This window comes from Tenuifilum sp. 4138str (assembly GCF_041102575.1).
In the GTDB taxonomy this organism is placed as follows: domain Bacteria; phylum Bacteroidota; class Bacteroidia; order Bacteroidales; family Tenuifilaceae; genus Tenuifilum; species Tenuifilum osseticum.
In genome coordinates, this window is record NZ_JBGCUE010000009.1 from 20,645 (window position 1) to 39,641 (window position 18,997).

The window sequence follows — 18,997 nt, forward strand, 5'->3', positions numbered from 1 at the left end:
ATTAAATATAACGTAAAAATTATTTAATGGTTTACAATCTTTGACTATCTTACATAACCATACCACAAAAAGCTGGAATATGAAGGTTAAAGGCTACATTATAGGCATTATGCTATTTGTAATGCAAATAGCCAATGCCAGTGCGCAGGTGTACCTGAGCGAAGGTTTTGAAAACGGAACAAAACCCACTGGCTGGACCGAGGAGTACGTATCGGGTACCGAACCCTGGCGATACCGCAATGGAGGTCATAGCCCTAACGACAATAACTGGACCATTCCCCCTGACCAGGAAGATATAACACGAAACCCACCAAGCGCCCATAGCGGTACATACAATGCCATTTTCTTCAAGCAAAGCACCAATCAGGAGCGAACTAAGCTAATAACAAAACCAATAAATCTGGAAGGGACAATCCAACCCGAACTTAGCTTCTGGCTTTGCCAGGTTCCCTGGACATTTTCAGGCAACACAAATTGGGATTACCTAAGGGTATACTATAAAAGAAATATCACTGACAATTGGACGCTGCTGCAAGAATTTCTAGACCCTATAAGCGATTGGACCCAGTTCAAGGTAAACCTGCCCAACCCAAGCAGCACATACTACATAGCCTTTGAGGGGCAAACCAACTGGGGTTTTGGAACCTGTATTGACGATGTGATAGTTGAAGAGAAAGGGCTTCAACCCCGTTATGTCAGCGAATTAACTATTGTTCATCCCGATTTCACCTTTATTCCCAGCGGAAGCAGAAATGAACCAATACTCCGTCTTGGGTTTAAGGTCTTTGGCAACTCCGGCAACGCTACGCTCAATACCATTTTATTGAAATCTAAAAATAGCAGCGATAATGACCTTGAAGCCTCAGGGGTAAAACTTTACTTTACACAAACAGCCTTATTCGACACATTAACACCTCTTTCTACTGGCAAATCGTTTGTGAATGGAACAGCAACCTTTAATAGTTTAAACTACAACCTGCCCAATGGACAATCGTACGTATGGGTAACTTACAACATTAAACAAAATGCAACCCATGGCAATATTGCCGATGCCATGCTCGATGCTCTAAGCATACAGGTAAGCGATTCCCTATACCCAAAGCAGAGCGAAGACCCTACGGGAAATAGACTGATTTACGAAACAATTTATCGCGAGAGTTTTGAAGGCACTCATAATTGGACATTGAGCGGAGAATTCCAGGTTGGTCAGCCCCAGGGACTGGGTGGCTTTTTAGGAAACCCCGATCCCACATCAGCCTTTTCAGGGACCAAAGTACTTGGGACCGACCTAACCGGTTTAGGATCGGCCTTAGGTGATTACGAGAATTTTGTTACTGAAGCTGGAGCGTACAAAGCTATTTCTCCAACCATTGACGCGCTGTTCTACAAGGATTTAAGGATTTCGTACCGACGTTACCTAAACATTGAGGTTTGGGATAGAGCTACGGTTGATGTCAGCAAGGATAATGGAGGCTCATGGAGTAATATATGGTTTAACAACAACTACTTTACCGATAATCTTTGGCAAAAAACATCGCACACAGTGCCATCGGATGTATCGCGTTCCAACAGGCTGAAATTCATGTACAAGTTGGGGCCTACCGACAATTACAGCACATACTCAGGCTGGAACGTTGATGATTTCATAGTCACAGGCGACTATATCACCAAGGATGTAGGGGTAGTGGAATGGGTTTACCCCCTTTCGGGTTGCGGCCACTCTGCCACCGATAGTGTTACCGTTAAAGTTGCCAACCTTGGCGCCGAACCATCGCCAGCATCAATCCCAGTTCAGTACTCCTTTAACAATGGAGCCACCTGGGTAACCAACTACCTCAACCAGGTAATTGCCCCCGGCGACACTGTTGAATTCACCTTTAGCACCAAGGTTAACCTCTCTACGCCCGGAATAAAGCAGGTTAGAGCACGAACACGCCTTACCGGCGATGAGGACGCATCGAACGATGGTATATCGGGGCAAGTCTATATTGTTCCAACATACACCCTTCCCTACACGGAAACCTTTGAGAGCAACGATGGCTACTGGCGAAAGTTTGGGAATCAAATTTGGGAATGGGGTATACTAACAAAACCCACCATGAGCGGAGGCTCAAAGGCTTGGGCTACAAGCATAAGTCAAAACTATGGTTCATTGCTTACCGGGGCTACCGACACCTTATTCTACGACGATTTTGAAACAGTTACGGGGTGGACATTTACAGGAGAATTTGAGCGCAATCAGATAATCATGCAATGGGATACCATTCCAACATATACCTATAGCGGACAATACTGCATTGGAACGGACTTAAGCAGACAAGGAGCCAATAAAGGCATGTATGAACCCAATGTTACATGGTTTGCCCAATCGCCAATTATTGATATATCGAGCTACAGTAATCTAACACTTTATGCCTGGCGTTGGCATAAACTTGCAGCGGGCGATACAGCAATGGTTCAAGCCAGTAGCAATGGCACTTCATGGGAAACCCTATTTACAACTGGCGGTACAGCAGTTATGCATGAATACTGGGATGTTGATACCATACCAATCCCCGATAGTCTTGCGAACTTTGGAACTTTATACGTCCGTTTCGTATTGAAATCTAATGGTGATGCTAACGTGGCCGAGGGTATTAACTTTGATGATGTATGGATTACCGGAACGGAATTTAACTCGGAAACAGCATGGCTACAAAGCCCCTGCTTCGATTTCAGCAGTGTAACCAACCCCATAATCGACCTAAGCATTTTTAACCGCACTGAGCCCGAGGTAGATGGAACTACCCTATACTACTCCACCGACAATGGAGAAACCTGGCAACATGTTGACAATAGTGCTACGCACGACGATTACTTTAACTGGTATACCGATAGCCTTGTTAGCGCACTTGGTGTTGATGGATGGAATGGACTGGGAACTTCATGGGAACGTACGCGCCACCAACTACCTGCAGTTTTGGCGGGCCAAAGCAATGTGATTTTCCGCTTAGGATTCAAAGCCGATAAAGCCAACAACGATTATGGAGGCACAGCAATTGATAACTTTAAGTTATACGAAGCCCCATTTGACGTTGGAGTAGAAAGCATTTTAAGCCCTTCAACCGCATGCGACCTAAGCCAAAACCAGCCCATACAGGTAAGGTTACGCAACTATGGGATTAGAAATATGCAAACGGGCGATACCGTTGTGGTTAAGGTGAATATTGACCACACCATGGTTCCTGACACACAGACCGATACCATGATGCTAAGCACCCCACTGAACGCAGGCAGCTTTATCGATTACACCTTTAGCCGGGGCTTTAACATGAACATTAGCGGAAGTTATACTGTTGAAGCGCTAACTCAAATAGAAAACGATCCCGTTTTCTATTCATCGTCACCCAATGATACTGCTACAACAATAATTACGGTTCAGAAACCCTATGTGGAACTTGGTAACGATATTTGGACACTTCAACCCGACACAGTCGTTCTAGATGCCACCAATCCCGACCCATTAGTCACTTACAAATGGTATAAAGACCCTGATTACACAACTGTAATTGAAACAAATCCGACCTATTCCGTCATCGACGCAAATGGAGGCAAATTTGTTGCTGAATTAACAAACAATGTTCCTTGTTCAGCAACCGACACTATAACCGTTCACCGTTTAATCCGAGATGTAGGAATCTCTTCGTTTGAAAGCCCTGTAAGTTCCTGCGAACTATCGGACAAAACCCCAATTAAGGCTTTTGTGAAAAACTATGGAACTGACACCCTAACAATTGGAGACACTATAAGAATAAGCTATATTTTTAACGGCAATCCACGGGTTGACTCGGTTTGGGTTTCCGATAGAGCAATACTCCCGGGTGACTCTACAATCTTCTCCTTTGCTGATAGCCTCGATATGCAAGCAGTTGGCTCTTACATCCTTAAAGCCTGGGCTAACGTTTGGCTCGATAACGATGCAAATAATGATACCATAAACTCAACCATAGACGTTTGGGGATATCCAACCTTTAGCCTAAGGGACACCATGGGACTCATAAAAGACACCGTTAAGGTTACTAACATTGAATACACTTTAAATGCGGGAATATGGAATAGTTACTACTGGCATAACGATGGTTCTACAAACCAATTCTTTAATCAAACCCAAACTGGTTGGGCTATAGTTACTGTTAACGATGAACACAGTTGCCCTGCCACCGACTCTCTTTTTGTTGACCTACGATTCTCTGACATTACCGTTGATACTGTTTTAGTTCCTCAAACCGCTTGTGAAATATCAGGTACTGTATTCCCCAAAATAATTATTAGAAATGCAGGAACCGACACCATTACAACTGGCACCGACATCAACCTTAGCTATAAACTTAACGACGTTCTACAGGATTCTCCTACCCTTACTCTTGATTCCGAATGGTATCCCAACGAAACCAAAGAAATTATCTTTGGCAACGGGGTTGATATGACGGCAGTTGGAACCTATAACTTTGAGTTTGTTGCCAAAACTGCAAGCGATAACAAACCCGAGAACGATACTTTAAGACAAACCGTTTACATTTATGGCTACCCAAGTCTTGAATTGGGCGATTCAGTATTTACCCGTAACAACAGTTACCTTTTAGATGCCGGAGCAGGACGCGATAGCTACCTGTGGAACACTGCTGAAACAACCCAAACCATTACGGTTTCCCAAACAGGTAAATATAAGGTTACTGTTACTGAGAATGGTTTTTGCTCAACCACCGACTCGGTTTACGTAACCTTCCTAAAGCACGATTACTCAATTACCCAGGTGGTCAACCCAACCACATCGTGCAGCACCCCTGAAAAGCAAACCGTTAGCATTAAGTACACCAACATGGGTAATGACACATTAAAGGCAGGGCAGCAGGTAAGGTTTGGTTACCAGATAAACGAAAGCTACTTTGCCGAGGAAACATACACCCTTTTATCGGACTTACACCCGGGTCAATTTTTGCTCTATAACTTCACTGAAAAGATTGACCTATCAGAACCTCTTACCCGCGACATGATTGCTTATGGAATCTATACTGGCGACACTAACACAGGTAACGATACACTGTTGACCTCGTTTACAATAAATGAATCGCCCGTAGTTAATTTGGGCCCCGATAGGGTTGACCGCACCGGAAGCGTAACCCTCGACGGCGGTGAAGGGACAGGCTACACCTACCTGTGGCAGGATAACTCAACCGATAGGTACTACTTTGCTGAGAATACTGGAACCTACTGGGTGGAAACAACTGCACCAAACGGATGCTCCGATAGGGATACCGTTAACATTACCATCCTCCGCCCCGATTATAGAGTAACAACTATTATCGCACCCAGTACATCGTGTACCTTAAGCGCAACCGAGCAAGTTCAGGTTGAGGTTGAAAATGCTGGAACTGATACTCTTCAGGTTGGACAAAACCTATTTGTTTCGTACGAGGTGGATAACATCCTACAGCAAACCGAAGCAATAACCATGACCACAAAGTTTAAGCCGGGCGACAAGTTAACCCATACCTTTACCAAAACTTTCAACTTTAGCACACCTAGCTCATATACCATTAAAGCCTACACCACTTCAAACGATGACGTAAACCCATTTAACAATTCTTCCTCAAAGACCATCGATGTATGGGGGCTTCCCAATGTAAACCTTGGGATTGACACTGCCATCTGCCAGGGTACAACCCACACACTTGATGCAGGTGCAGGGTTTTCATCGTACCTGTGGAGCACCAGTGCCACCACCCAGACAATAGATGTTTCAACTGCCGGATTATACTGGTCAGAGGTTACCGACTCACACGGATGTATTAACCGCGACACGATTAATATAGGCATAAACCCTTTGCCAACTGTTACCCACGATCCTCTGGATGCAGTATGCTTCGACGAACCCGAATTTGCCCTTTCAGGGGGCAACCCATCAGGAGGTATTTACAGTGGCCCCGGAACCAATACTACTACCTTTAATGCATCGAACGCTGGCGCCGGCACCCATACCTTAACCTACACCTATACCGATGCAAATGGTTGCAGCAATAGCACTAATGTTGACATTACAGTTCATCCGCTCCCCGTAGTTGATTTAGGGTCTAACCGCTCAACAACCGAGCCTTTAACCCTTGATGCAGGAAGCGGATTTGTTACTTACCTGTGGCAAGATAACTCCACCAACCAAACATTTACCGTTACCGAAACAGGGCTTTTCTCGGTTACCGTTACCGACAATAATGGCTGCCATGGCTACGATGAGGTTTATATAACTTACCTGGAAACCCTTGACATAATTGTATCGAGCCTGCTTTCACCAGCTGATAAGTGCTACGACAACAAAACCGATTCCGTTAAGGTAGAACTCCTAAACCGCGGGACAAAAACCTTCACAACGGGTGAGACGATTGATGTCAACTACTACATTGGCACCTCAACACCCGTTAAAGAGCAGTATACATTCACATCGAACCTACCGCAAAATGGCACCGTGCAGTTTAAATTTAGCACACCAATAGCCCTTAGCACTGGTGAATTTAACTTCACCTGCTTCACAACCATAGCAGGCGACAATGGCGATTCAACCGAGTTCACTGTTAATGTTTGGGAGTTGCCAAACTTTGACTTTGGCTCCGACACAATTAAACATTCACTTCCATACGAGTTAGAGTCAGGTATAGGTGGTGTAACCTACCTTTGGAACACCGGTGCAACCAGCCCCACCATAACCATCTCAAACGGACAGTGGGGCAAGTACTGGTTAAGGGTAACTGATACCCATGGATGTATTGCTTCCGATACTGTTGTTGTTTGGTGGCCGGTGAGCGTTGAAACAATTACCGACACCCCTTATAGAGTCTCCATATATCCCAATCCTGCAAACGATGAACTTTACATTCAGGTTGATGGCGATAGAACCAGCAATTACAAGATTGAATTCATCGCACCATCAAGCTTAACGGTTGAACAGGTTGAAATTATTCAATCCAGTAGCTTTACCCAAAGGTTTAATGTAAATAGGCTGCAAGCGGGAATGTACTTTATCCGAATTTCCAATAGCCAGGGCGATACATTAATCAAAAAGGTTATCATAGGAAGAAAGTAAAAAGTCCCTTAACCCCCTAATAGAGCCGAAGTTAACTCCGGCTCTATTTTTTTACCCTAGATTTTTCCCAAAACGCCAAAAACAAAACGCCCCCTTAAACACAGTACACAAAGCCATAAAACTAGCTATCTTTGAACAAATCAATTTTGGTAACGTTATATTAAAAAATCTACATTTATGGATAAAATAAGCATTCAGGCCGATTGGCTAGACGGCATGGCCTTTGAAACTGAAGTTAATGGCCACAAACTCATTATTGATGCCGACGAAAAGGTAGGAGGTACAAACCGTGGGCCACGGCCTAAACCCCTCATGCTGGTTGCCCTTGCCGGGTGCACAGGAATGGATGTGGTTTCGATACTCAAAAAGATGCGCGAGGATGTAAAAAAGTTCCGCGTTAGCGTTGAAGCCCTCCAAACCGATGATCACCCAAAACATTACGTTGAAATGAAGGTTATATACGAGTTCTGGGGCAACAACCTCAACCCTGAGAATGTTAACAAGGCTGTTAAACTTAGCGACGAGAAGTACTGCGGTGTTAGCGCAGCGTACAGAAAAGGCATGAAACTAACGCACGAGGTGATTATACACAACGAATAGCCAAAATGGAAATCACGAAAGATATTAGCATTGAAGAGCTGGTTGAACAGGTTCCAGAGGCTGTATCGTTTCTTAGAGAGAAAGGTATTGTATGCATCATTTGTGGTGAGCCTGTTTGGGGAACCCTGTACGAAATTGCCTCGCAAAAGGGCTTTTCCGATTTGGAAATCGAGGAGTTGGTTGAAGGGATAGCAAGGTTAAAGGATAAAGGATAAAGGATAAAGGTTCAAGGTTTAAGGTTTAAGGTTTAAAGCAAATTGTGATTGGATTTGTGGGTTTAGCTGATTGTTAATCAGCGTAAACCATCTCAATCTTTGCTATCTGTGTTCTATTGAATTTTCTATCAACTATCAACCAACAACCAACAACTAAATAGGTATCACAGAGTTACACAGTGTTACACGGCGTTTCACAGAATGGCATTCACGAACAACGAACAACGTTTCACGAACAACGCTATTTGTCATTCCGAGCTAGTCGAGGAATCTCTATTTATTTAAAATTTAAGATTTAAAATTTAAGATTTAAGAACTCACTAGTTAACACACGTCTTTCGACACGCACATTATTCGCCCTAAAAGGGCAAATCACATTAGCCCAGGGTTTTAACCCTGGGTATTGTTGTATAAAAAATTTTAGGCGATGCACGCAATACTTATTCCAAAGAGAAACACTGAATAGTTGCATCGCAACAGAAGAACATTCCAAAGAGCAAAAAGTAAATAAGAGAATGAAGACGCAGAGAGATGCTTCGGCAAGCTCAGCATGACAATATTTTCACGAAAAACGAACAACGTTTCACGAACAACGAGTAACATTCCCAGCCCCGTAGGGGCGAAATATTTGTAACCCAATGACCACTCCCATATGCATAGCGATGCACGCAATACTTTTTCCAAAGGGCATGGGTGATGCGTTGCATCGCAACAGATAAGCAATGCAAAGAGCCATTTTCACGTTCTTTTATGTCTTGACACATTAAAGAACCAAAGAAAATCCAGAGTAAAAATTTGCATTTGTTAAATACATTTTCGATATTGCACGTGTAAATGTGAAATTAAAATGATTCGATACTCCAAAGCCAATAATAATTCCAATTTCAACAATAACCTGTTGAAACGGGAAGGTTTTGGCGTTTGGTGAGCAAGATACAATACTAGTTCAAGGCCTTCCTAAAAAAACAGGAAGGCCTTTTTTGTTTAACACATTCCATATGCTGCAAAGAGTAAATAATAACAACAATAATCGTCCGCCACCCCCCGGGAATGGTTATGCTTTACCCTGCCCTTCCCGGTAATTCCGCGAAGGGCATTCTTTTTTCAAACTTCAAACTATCAACACTAACCAAAATAATATAACCATGGAATCAAAAGTTTTTGAAACACTTACAGGCGACATTTGCCGTTCGGTTGAAACCGAGGACGCTATCACCCTAATCAAGGAGACCTTTCCAAAGCTGCTGGCAAAAAAACTAAACCTGAGGCGGGTAACCGCACCGCTTATAGTTGAGGCTGGTCTTGGCATTAACGACGATTTAAACGGAATTGAAAAGCCCGTAAGTTTTACCGCCAATTCCATTGGCAAACGAATTGAAATTGTTCAATCTCTTGCGAAATGGAAGCGATTAACACTTGCCCGTTTGGAATTACCCAGTGGTAGCGGAATATATACCGATATGAATGCACTAAGGCCCGATGAAACCCCCGATGCAATTCACTCAGTTTACGTTGACCAGTGGGACTGGGAAAAACGTATCGATACTTCGGAAAGAGGCGTGGAATACTTCCGTAAAACAGTTAATGCTATTTATGAAGCCATCTGCGAAATGGAAATGGTGGTTGCCACTCACGTCGATGGGATTACTCCCGAACTACCCAAGAGCATTCATTTTGTTCATTCGGCAGAATTGGAGGCAATGTACCCAACTCTATCGTCGCGTGAGAGAGAGAATGTTATATGCAAACAGTTTGGAGCAGTTTGCATCGAAGGGATTGGATACCCGTTGTCCGATGGTAAACCATCGGATGGAAGAGCCCCCGATTACGATGATTGGTCAACACTCCGCCCCGATGGATACAGAGGTCTAAATGGCGATATTCTTGTTTGGCACAAGCCACTAGGAATAGCCCTTGAACTCTCTTCGATGGGAATTAGGGTGGACAGTGCAGCCCTAAAGTTACAGCTGCAGATGCAAGGCTTAGAGCATCGAAGTAAATTGCACTACCATAGCTTGCTACTAAACGGTAAACTTCCACAAAGCATTGGGGGAGGCATAGGGCAATCGCGACTCTGCATGTTCTTACTCCGCAAGGTACATATTGCACAGGTGCAAGCATCGGTTTGGCCGGAGGGGCAAGGATTATGACGAAGGATAAAGGATAAAGGATAAAGGATAAAGGATAAAGGGTAAAGCGTGAACCGTTAAACGTGAGCCGTTAAATGGGATTGAACAATAAGCGAAACCCCCTGTTATCAAGAAGGATAATGGATAAAATTTAGAAGAGGTTAATACAAAAGGTTCTTTTTACGAATAACGAATCACGAACAACGCTACTTGTCATTCCGAGTCATATCCTAAAAAATAACACACATGATTTTGTTATAAAAAACAGGCATTGCTGGTTTCAATTATTCCTAATACACTCCTACCCAAATTAACGCGCGCTGAATGATTGCGTGCGTTTTTTTTACATAACCGAAATGTATCTTTCAAATTATTACCGTTTTACGAGTCAAACTTACATTTTAAACCTTTTTATTGTAAAATATCTAAAAATATGAAGCGATTAAAACAGATTTGCTTTAACTTTGTCATATCACAATATGTCCAATTCATTAAACTGTTGGAATCATGCAAAATTTAGACTGGAAGAATCTTCCGTTTGGTTACGTTAAAACCAAGTATAACGTTCGATGCTATTACAAGGATGGCAAATGGAGCAGCCTTGAGGTATCGGATTCAGAATATATTAACATTCACATGGCCGCTACGGCCCTGCATTACGGCCAAGAGGCCTTTGAGGGCATGAAGGCTTACCGTGGCAAAGATGGGAAAATTCGTCTTTTCAGATGGGATGAGAACGCCCAGCGGCTTCAACACTCAGCTGAAGGGATTTTAATGGCACCTGTGCCCAAAGAACTTTTTTACGAAGCCGTGGTTAAAGCCGTAAAGCTGAACGAGGAGTTTGTACCGCCATTCGGAACTGGGGCATCGCTTTACATTAGGCCTTTGCTATTTGGCTCTGGTGCCGAGGTTGGCGTTCGGCCTGCTAAGGAGTACATGTTTGTTGTGTTTGTTACTCCTGTAGGACCATACTTTAAGGAAGGCTTCAACCCTGTTAAAATTGCCATTGTTCGCGATAGCGACCGAGCAGCCCCACTTGGTACTGGTACCTTTAAGGTAGGTGGAAATTACGCAGCCAGTCTTCGGGGGGTAGAGAAAGCCCGCAAAGCAGGATACAGTTCACCAATGTATCTTGATGCAAAGGAGAAGAAGTATATTGATGAAATAGGTGCTGCCAATTTCTTTGGTATCAAGAACAACACCTACATCACCCCAAAATCAACATCAATACTAGGCTCCATTACTAACAAGAGCATTATTCAGCTTGCCGAGGATATGGGCTTGAAGGTTGAACGCCGCCCTGTTCCTGTTGAGGAACTTGAAACTTTTGAAGAGGTTGGAGCATGCGGAACCGCTGCAATCATTTCACCAATTGGGGAGATCAAGGATTTGGAAACAGGGAAGGTTTACACATTCTGCAAGGATGGTAAGCCCGGCCAAATCTCAACCAAACTTTACGAAACCCTTGTTGGAATTCAATACGGCGAGCTTGAAGATAAGCATGGATGGGTAACCGTGATTGAGTAAGATAGATAAGGATAAAGGATAAAGGATAAAGGGTAAAAGGATGTCTTTTGTGTGACAATAGAAACATTAAAACCTAGATAACTTATTTTAAGCAAAACCGGATTAATAGTTCATCTCTGAACTTTTCCGGTTTTGTTTTTTTGGGGGAATAATAACGCCGTTAAAAAGCAAAATCTTAAACAGTCAGTCAGCTAAGTAAGATTTTTTTATCTTTACAAATAACAAAATCCATAGGCTAACCAATAAACGTAAACCATTTAAAACTATGAAATTTTTAAAAAAAATTATTGCATTTGCACTTATTGCCATTGCGTTACAGTCATTTGCTCAAACCCAAACAATCAGGCAATTTACCTTGCCCAACGGATTAACCGTTATACTTGATGAACAACACGACCAACCCGAAGTGTTTGGCCTGATTGCAGTGAAAACTGGCGGCAAGAACGACCCCGCCGATGCTACCGGCATGGCCCACTACCAGGAACATATGCTTTTTAAGGGGACAACCACGCTGGGAACCATTGACTGGGAAAAGGAGAAACCACATATCGACAGGATATTTCAGCTTTACGATTCGCTTGGCAAAACCAAAGATCCCGAAAAAAGAGCATTAATTCAGAAAGCGATAAACGAAGAGTCCGTTGAGGCAAACAAATTCGCCATACCCAACGAGATGAATAACCTGCTGAATGAAATGGGTTCAACCCTAATTAATGCCGGAACAGGTCCTGATTACACCCTATACTACAACAAATTTCCGGCAAGCCAGGTGGAACGTTGGCTCGACCTATACGCCCATCGGTTCACTGAACCCGTATTTAGAGGTTTTCAGGCAGAACTCGAAGTAGTTTATGAGGAGAAAAACCTTTACAACGACCAGTTCCAGACCCGTTTACTTGAGGAATTCCAGAAATATTTTTTCAAAAATCACCCTTATGGACAACAATCCCTGATAGGAAGCATTGAGGACTTAAAGAATCCTTCGCTTACCAAAATGTATGAGTTTTTCAAAACATACTATGTGCCCAACAACATGGCCCTAATCCTATCGGGCGATTTTAATTCCGAAGTAGTTATTCCAGCCATTGAAGAAAAGTTTGGCAAATGGCAGCCCCGTGAGCTGCCTGAACCCCGAAAATGGGATGAGGCTCCCTTTAACGGACGCGAATTCCACGAGGCAAAACTTAGCCCTATAAAGCTTGCAATACTTGGATATCGCACTCCTAACGCCACCGATCCCCGTAAGCCCTTGCTCGATGTTACTACCCGATTACTTAACAACAGCTACTCTACCGGTTTGCTGGACAAGTTAACGCTCGATGGAAAATTGCTTGCAGCACAAGCCATGATGATGCCATACTACGACCACGGAGCAATAATCTTTATTGTTGTTCCCAAGGTGGTTGGCCAAAAACTTGAAGATGCCGAAAAATTGGTTCTCTCTGAAATTGAAAAGCTTAAAAAAGGGGAATTTGATGAGAGCCTGCTGGAAGCAATAAAGCTTGAAATTTACCGTAACACTAACACAAAACTCGAAAACATTCAGAACAGAGCATTAACCCTCAGCGAAGCCTTCACCCAAGGTAAAAGTATTGATGAGGCACTCACCTACCCCGAAAAGGTAAAATCGATAACCAAAGCCGATATTGTAGCTATTGCAAACGAGGTTTTTGGCCCTAACTACCTTGCCTTTTACTCCAAAATGGGCTTCCCCAAAAAGGAAAAGATAGCCAAGCCCGACTTCAAGCCCCTACTCTCAAATACAAAAGCCCGAAGCGCTTATGCCCAGCATTTCGACTCGCTCTCTATTCGCACCCCTAACTTTAAATTCATTGATTTTGATAAAGATTTGAAAGTGGTTGAACTTGCCGGTGGGCATAGGCTCCAATGCGTTGAAAACCCTAAGAACGATATTTTCTCTTTGAATATTGAGTTTAAAGTAGGTAAAGCTTCACTGCCATTGCTTGGATTTGCTGCACAGGGTATGGCTTTAGCCGGAGCAGGCGAATACGATGTAAACGCACTGAAAACTGAATTTGCCAAGTTAGGCTCATCGTATAGCATCTGGGCTAATGAAAATAAAACTACTATAACCATTAATGGTATTGAAAGCAACCTGGAACCCACACTCAAACTTGTTGGCTTACTGCTTAGCGATCCCAAACTTGAACAATCAAAAATTAAAACAATTGTAGCCAACGAGAAGGCAACGCGTAAGATGGAACGCTCCGAACCCGACAACGTGGCCGAAGCACTGGTTGAATATGGGTTATATGGCGATGAATCCTACTACACCAAACGGTTATCCATGAGCAGTGTAAAAAAACTTAAGGCCCAAGAGCTGGTTGATGCTTTTAAGCAAGCAACTGGCTATACTGCCACCATAAACTATTGCGGAAATACCAGTGCCGATAAAATTTCCGATATAATAAGCAGCTACTTACCACTCTCCTCAAGCCCTATGGTTGACAAAACACCCCTCGATAAACCTGCTAAACAGTACACCGAAAACACTATCCTTTTTGTTAATAAACCAAAAGCACGCCAAAGCAAGATGTTTGTATTTATTAATGGCAAACCCTTTGAAATTGGTGATGCTGCATACATCGATGCCTTTAACGACTACTTTGGCGGAGGTTTTTCCGGCTTAATGCTTCAGGAAATACGCGAATACCGCTCACTGGCATACGCTACAGGGGGCTCGTTCCGCTACCCGCTAGAAAAGGGTAAACCGGTTAACTTTATTGGTTATGTTGGAACCCAGTCCGATAAAACGCTTATTGCCATGGAAACCCTCGATACTCTTATCAGGCAAATGCCCGCAAAACCTGAACGTATTGAGATGATTAAAAGTCATCTGGAGCTATCGGCACAAACCAACCGGCCAAACTTCCGTAATATTGCATCAACTGTTGATGTGTGGAAAAAAAGAGGCTTTCCGGTTGATCCACTAATTATTAAACTACCAATTTACCGGGGTTTAACATGGGAAAATATTGATGAATTCTACAAGGATCGCATGAAAAACAACCCTGTTGTTTACATGATTGTTGGCGATGAAAAGAATATCGACATGAAGAGCCTTGCCAAATACGGCAAACTAGTAAAAATCAAAGAAAAAACACTTTTCAGCAAGTAGTTCCTATTACGGTATTACAATAAAGGCAGTCCCTAATTGACTGCCTTTATTTTTTTCACTAAATTTCGATTGCCAAAAACAAAATACCATGAAAATCAAAATCATATTAATAATAGCTGTTGCAGCGACACTTGTATCGTGCCAAAGGCAAGGCTCGTCAGATATTGACAGCACTGCATACCTGGAAGAAATTACCATAAAACAGCTGCAGGACGGTTATCGCGAAAAGCGCTTTACCGTGGAGAAGGTTGTAAACGACTACCTGAAACGCATTGAACTCCTTGATAAAGAAGGCCCTTGCCTGAACTCGGTTATAGCCATCAACCCCGATGCGATAAAAATAGCCAAGGAGTTAGATGAGGAATTAGCACAAGGCAAGGTTCGTGGGCCACTTCATGGAATACCTGTAATCCTAAAAGATAACATTGATACACGTGACTCAATGCCAACCACTGCCGGTGCAACGGTTTTAAGGAACTCCTTCGTTGGACGCGATAGTTGGATTGCTGCAAAGCTTCGCGAGGCCGGTGCAGTAATAATAGCCAAAGCAAACCTGAGCGAATGGGCTAACTTTAGGGCGAGTCGTTCGTCGAGCGGATGGAGCGGAGTTGGCGGGCAAACCCGAAACCCATACGAACTTGACAGAAACCCCTGTGGGTCGAGTTCGGGGTCGGGCGTGGCCGTATCGGCTAACCTTTGTGCATTTGCCATTGGCACTGAAACCGATGGTTCAATCATGTGCCCGTCGAACAACAACGGGATTGTGGGCCTAAAGCCCACAGTTGGGCTTATTAGCCGCAGCGGTATAATTCCCATCTCGTTCACCCAGGACACACCAGGCCCCATGTGTCGTTCGGTTTCCGATGTGGCCTACTGCCTTGGAGCAATGGTTGGCCCCGATCCAAACGACCCAAAAACACTTGACCCTAACGCCAGGTTTTATAACGACTACACCCAGTTCCTCCGACTTGACGGGCTAATGGGAAAACGTATTGGATTTATTACCAATGCATCGGGTTTTCACCATAAGGTTGACACGCTCATGAGCAAGGCCATAAGCGATTTGCGCCGTTTTGGAGCCGAGGTGTTTGAGGTTAGCCTGCCCATACCTCAAGAAGTAAACAGTGCAGAATTTCAGGTGTTGCTCTATGAATTTAAGGATGGTCTTAACCGCTACTTTGCCAGTTTAGGCGAAAAAGCACCAGTTAAGAGCTTAGAGGAGTTAATTTCTTTTAACCGTACCGACACTATTGAACTACGCCACTTTAACCAACATCTACTTGAACTTGCTCAAGGCAAAGGTGACCTAAACTCGCCTGAATATATAAAGGCACTTGAAACCATGCAAAAAGGGATAAGGCAGAATGGAATTGACAAAGTGATGGACGAAAACAAACTTGACCTACTCATAATTCCAACAGGTTCGCCTGCATGGAAAACCGATTTGATTTTAGGTGATAATTACATAGGTGGTAACACTTCGTATGCAGCCATGGCTGGTTACCCAAGCATTACCGTTCCAATGGGAAATATCGATGGTTTGCCTGTCGGTATCTCGTTCATTGGGCGCGCCTGGTGTGAGTCAACACTTATTGAAGCAGCATACTCCTACGAGCAGGGGACAAAGCACAGAATAAAACCTAAATTAATGAAGTGAGTGAAAAGATTCTTGCATTAAACCCCGCTTAATTGACCAAAGGTAACGATACCACCACTGTTGTTCCCTTTTTAACCTCAGAAAAGAATGTAATGCTCCCTTTGTGTTCATTTACAATTTTATAGGCAATTGAAAGACCTAAACCAGTTCCCTGTTGAGGGCTTTTAGTTGTAAAGAATGGTTCGGTTATTCTGGGTAAAATATCCTTTTCAATGCCACAGCCATTGTCTTGAATGGAAATAACAGCGTGTTGGTTTTTGAGCTCTGTTACCACAATAATCTCACCTTGATTCTCTATTGCCTGAATAGCGTTCAGTAGTATATTGGTAAATACCTGGTGCAGCTTTCCAATATTACCTTTAATTCTTATATCGCTATCAGCATACTTTTTTTGGATTTGAATTCTATCCTTATACTGGTTTTGTAGAATAAGCAAGCAATTATCAACAATAGCATGGATATTACAGTCGTCATTAAGTTCCTTACTATCCTTGCTGAATTGATTTAACCCCCGAACAATTGCGGTAACCCTATCAATTCCCAGTTTCATGCTACCTAACAAAGGCGATACTTTTTCCAGGTAATCCGGAAGCTCAATTGTGAAAAAGTTGTTAAGTCCAAGATAAGCCCCCATGATAAAGTTAAGCGGATTATTAATCTCATGGGCCACACCAGCTGTTAGAACACCCAGAGAGGCCATTTTTTCAGCTTCAAATAGTTTCATCTGAACCGTCTTGAGATTGTGGAGCGCATCCTCAAGTTCCGACTTTTGTTTTGAAATAAGCTCGTTTTTCTTATTAAGTTCTTCATTTATTGATTTAAGTTCCTCGTTGGCTGCCTTTAGTTCACAGGTACGCTCAACAACAAGTTTCTCGAGGTTGTTCTTGTAGTTCAAAATATTGCTGTGTAACCGGGCATTCTGAATTGCAATTGCCAATTGGTTGGCTACCGTTTGGGCAAGCGCAACTTCATGGTTGGTAAATTTTCTTGAACGCTTACAAGTTCCTAGGATTAGTACTCCAATTGCCTCGTTCTGCTGTACAAAGGGTAAATACAACAAGCTCCTCAGGTTGCGAAGTTTTACAACCATTGACTCAGCAGGCGATAAATCAGCGGTTAAGGTGTCGTCAAGAGCTATAGGTTTCAATCCATTAATAGCTCTTTTAACATGAGGGTGATCTTCAAGCCAAGCCTTTCTGAGCGCTTCGGGCATATCGGGGTTGAGGGGTGGCGTTGTGGCACCCAACCAAAGTTCCTGTTCATTCTCCAGAATGTAAATAGCGGCACTTTCAATCTGGAGCAACCTCGAAATTCCATCACTTATTGTTTGGAGTACACTATCGTAGTCGAAGGAGCTAATAATACTATGTCCAATCTCAATTATTGTATTCAGCTCATTCAGTACTCTTTTCTTTTTATATTTATCGGGGGTTACCATAGCCACTTAAAACACGTTTTAACTCTAGCCCAAACCAGATTGCTACAATAAATTTACAAGAAATTGTTTTTAAAGTCAAGTGGTAAAAATGAAAATTTACACCGGGAAGGAGAAAATTACAGGTAAACCGAAACTTAGCATTCTTTTTTTTATCAACCTATATGATTTTTAAGAAAAATCATGTAGGTTTGTATGATAGTGAAGCAAGTATTTATACTTGTGCCCTAACATTAATATGTTGGCTATGCAAAAATATCTACTCGCACTAGTTGCTGTTTTGGCGTTTAGTTTTGTACATGGGCAGCAAGCCGGGGGTAAAAAGCGGCAACCTAAAGGGCCATACCCCAACGACTGGGTTTTGGTGGAAAAGGGTGGCTCATTTGGATTTATTTCCAGCACCGGCAAGGAGATTATTAAGCCACAATACACACGTATTCATCCTTTCGATGAGTTTCAGCGGGGGTGGGCAATGGTTGAAAAGGATGGATTTTTTGGATTTATCTCGGCCGAGGGCAAAGAGATTATCAAACCCCAGTACACAAAAATTTACCCCTTTGGTGACTTTAACCGCGGATGGGCAATGGTGGAGGTGAACGGTAAGTTTGGATTCATATCGGTTGAGGGTCGTGAAATCATCAAGCCAATTTATAGTAAAATTTACCCTATCGGCGAGTTCTACAAAAACCTAGCCATGGTTGAGAAAGATGGATTAATTGGCTTTATATCGCTCGATGGAAGGGAAGTTCTAAAACCCCAGTATCAGAAAGTGCATCCGTTTGGCGAATACCAAAAGGATTGGGCATTGGTTGAAAAGGATGGTTTTCTTGGCTTTATCAATGGCGAAGGGAGAGAAATTGTTAAACCACAATACTCAAAAATCAGTCAGTTTAACGAGTACCAAAAGGGTTGGGCGTTAGTACAGCGCGACAACTACATGGGATTTATTAACTCCGAGGGCAAGGAAATAGTTAAACCACAGTACACCCAGATCATGCCTTTTGACCAGGTGCAAAGGGGTTGGGCTCTTGTGGAACGCGATGGCCTTTGGGGTTTTATTTCGAGCGAAGGCCGGGAAGTGGTAAAACCAAAGTACGAAAAGATTAGTCTTAACGATTCCACTGCCTTCCAAAAGACAAGGCCATAATGGAATACTTTGATTCTTGCCGGGTTTACTCAAA

Annotated in this window: 9 protein-coding genes; 8 read left to right on the forward strand and 1 reads right to left on the reverse strand. The window is 43.0% G+C overall.

What is annotated here, in order from left to right; all coding sequences use genetic code 11:
• The first annotated feature begins 79 nt into the window (after window positions 1–79).
• The 7 genes from AB6811_RS09365 to AB6811_RS09395 all read left to right on the forward strand — a co-directional run bounded on the left by AB6811_RS09365 (window position 80) and on the right by AB6811_RS09395 (window position 16,381).
• Window positions 80–7,114 carry a T9SS type A sorting domain-containing protein gene (locus tag AB6811_RS09365; protein ID WP_369490192.1) on the forward strand — a complete coding sequence of 2,345 codons (7,035 nt, stop codon included), beginning with the start codon at window positions 80–82 and terminating at the stop codon, window positions 7,112–7,114.
• 177 nt (window positions 7,115–7,291) lie between these two features.
• Window positions 7,292–7,714: an OsmC family protein gene (locus tag AB6811_RS09370; RefSeq protein ID WP_369490193.1), complete on the forward strand. Its 423-nt coding sequence runs from the start codon at window positions 7,292–7,294 to the stop codon at window positions 7,712–7,714.
• Window positions 7,715–7,719: 5 nt separating this feature from the next.
• Window positions 7,720–7,929 carry a hypothetical protein gene (locus AB6811_RS09375; RefSeq protein ID WP_369490194.1) on the forward strand — a complete coding sequence of 70 codons (210 nt, stop codon included), beginning with the start codon at window positions 7,720–7,722 and terminating at the stop codon, window positions 7,927–7,929.
• A 1,145-nt stretch (window positions 7,930–9,074) separates the two neighbouring features.
• Window positions 9,075–10,079 (forward strand): aspartate--ammonia ligase, encoded by a 1,005-nt coding sequence (gene asnA, locus AB6811_RS09380; protein ID WP_369490195.1) that lies wholly within the window; start codon window positions 9,075–9,077, stop codon window positions 10,077–10,079.
• A 486-nt stretch (window positions 10,080–10,565) separates the two neighbouring features.
• Window positions 10,566–11,585 (forward strand): branched-chain amino acid aminotransferase, encoded by a 1,020-nt coding sequence (locus tag AB6811_RS09385; protein WP_369490196.1) that lies wholly within the window; start codon window positions 10,566–10,568, stop codon window positions 11,583–11,585.
• Between the two features lie 265 nt (window positions 11,586–11,850).
• Window positions 11,851–14,724: a M16 family metallopeptidase gene (locus AB6811_RS09390; RefSeq protein ID WP_369490197.1), complete on the forward strand. Its 2,874-nt coding sequence runs from the start codon at window positions 11,851–11,853 to the stop codon at window positions 14,722–14,724.
• Window positions 14,725–14,812: 88 nt separating this feature from the next.
• Window positions 14,813–16,381, forward strand: a complete 1,569-nt coding sequence (locus tag AB6811_RS09395) for an amidase (protein WP_369490198.1) — start codon at window positions 14,813–14,815, stop codon at window positions 16,379–16,381.
• Between the two features lie 28 nt (window positions 16,382–16,409).
• Here the strand turns inward: AB6811_RS09395 and AB6811_RS09400 are convergent, their stop codons facing one another.
• Complete coding sequence (locus AB6811_RS09400) at window positions 16,410–17,819, reverse strand: ATP-binding protein (protein WP_369490199.1); 1,410 nt, start codon at window positions 17,817–17,819, stop codon at window positions 16,410–16,412.
• Window positions 17,820–18,063: 244 nt separating this feature from the next.
• Here AB6811_RS09400 and AB6811_RS09405 point away from each other — a divergent pair, with 244 nt between their 5' ends.
• The gene (locus AB6811_RS09405; RefSeq protein ID WP_369490200.1) at window positions 18,064–18,963 is read left to right on the forward strand and encodes a WG repeat-containing protein; all 900 of its coding nucleotides are present in this window, start codon (window positions 18,064–18,066) and stop codon (window positions 18,961–18,963) included.
• The last annotated feature ends 34 nt before the right edge of the window (window positions 18,964–18,997 follow it).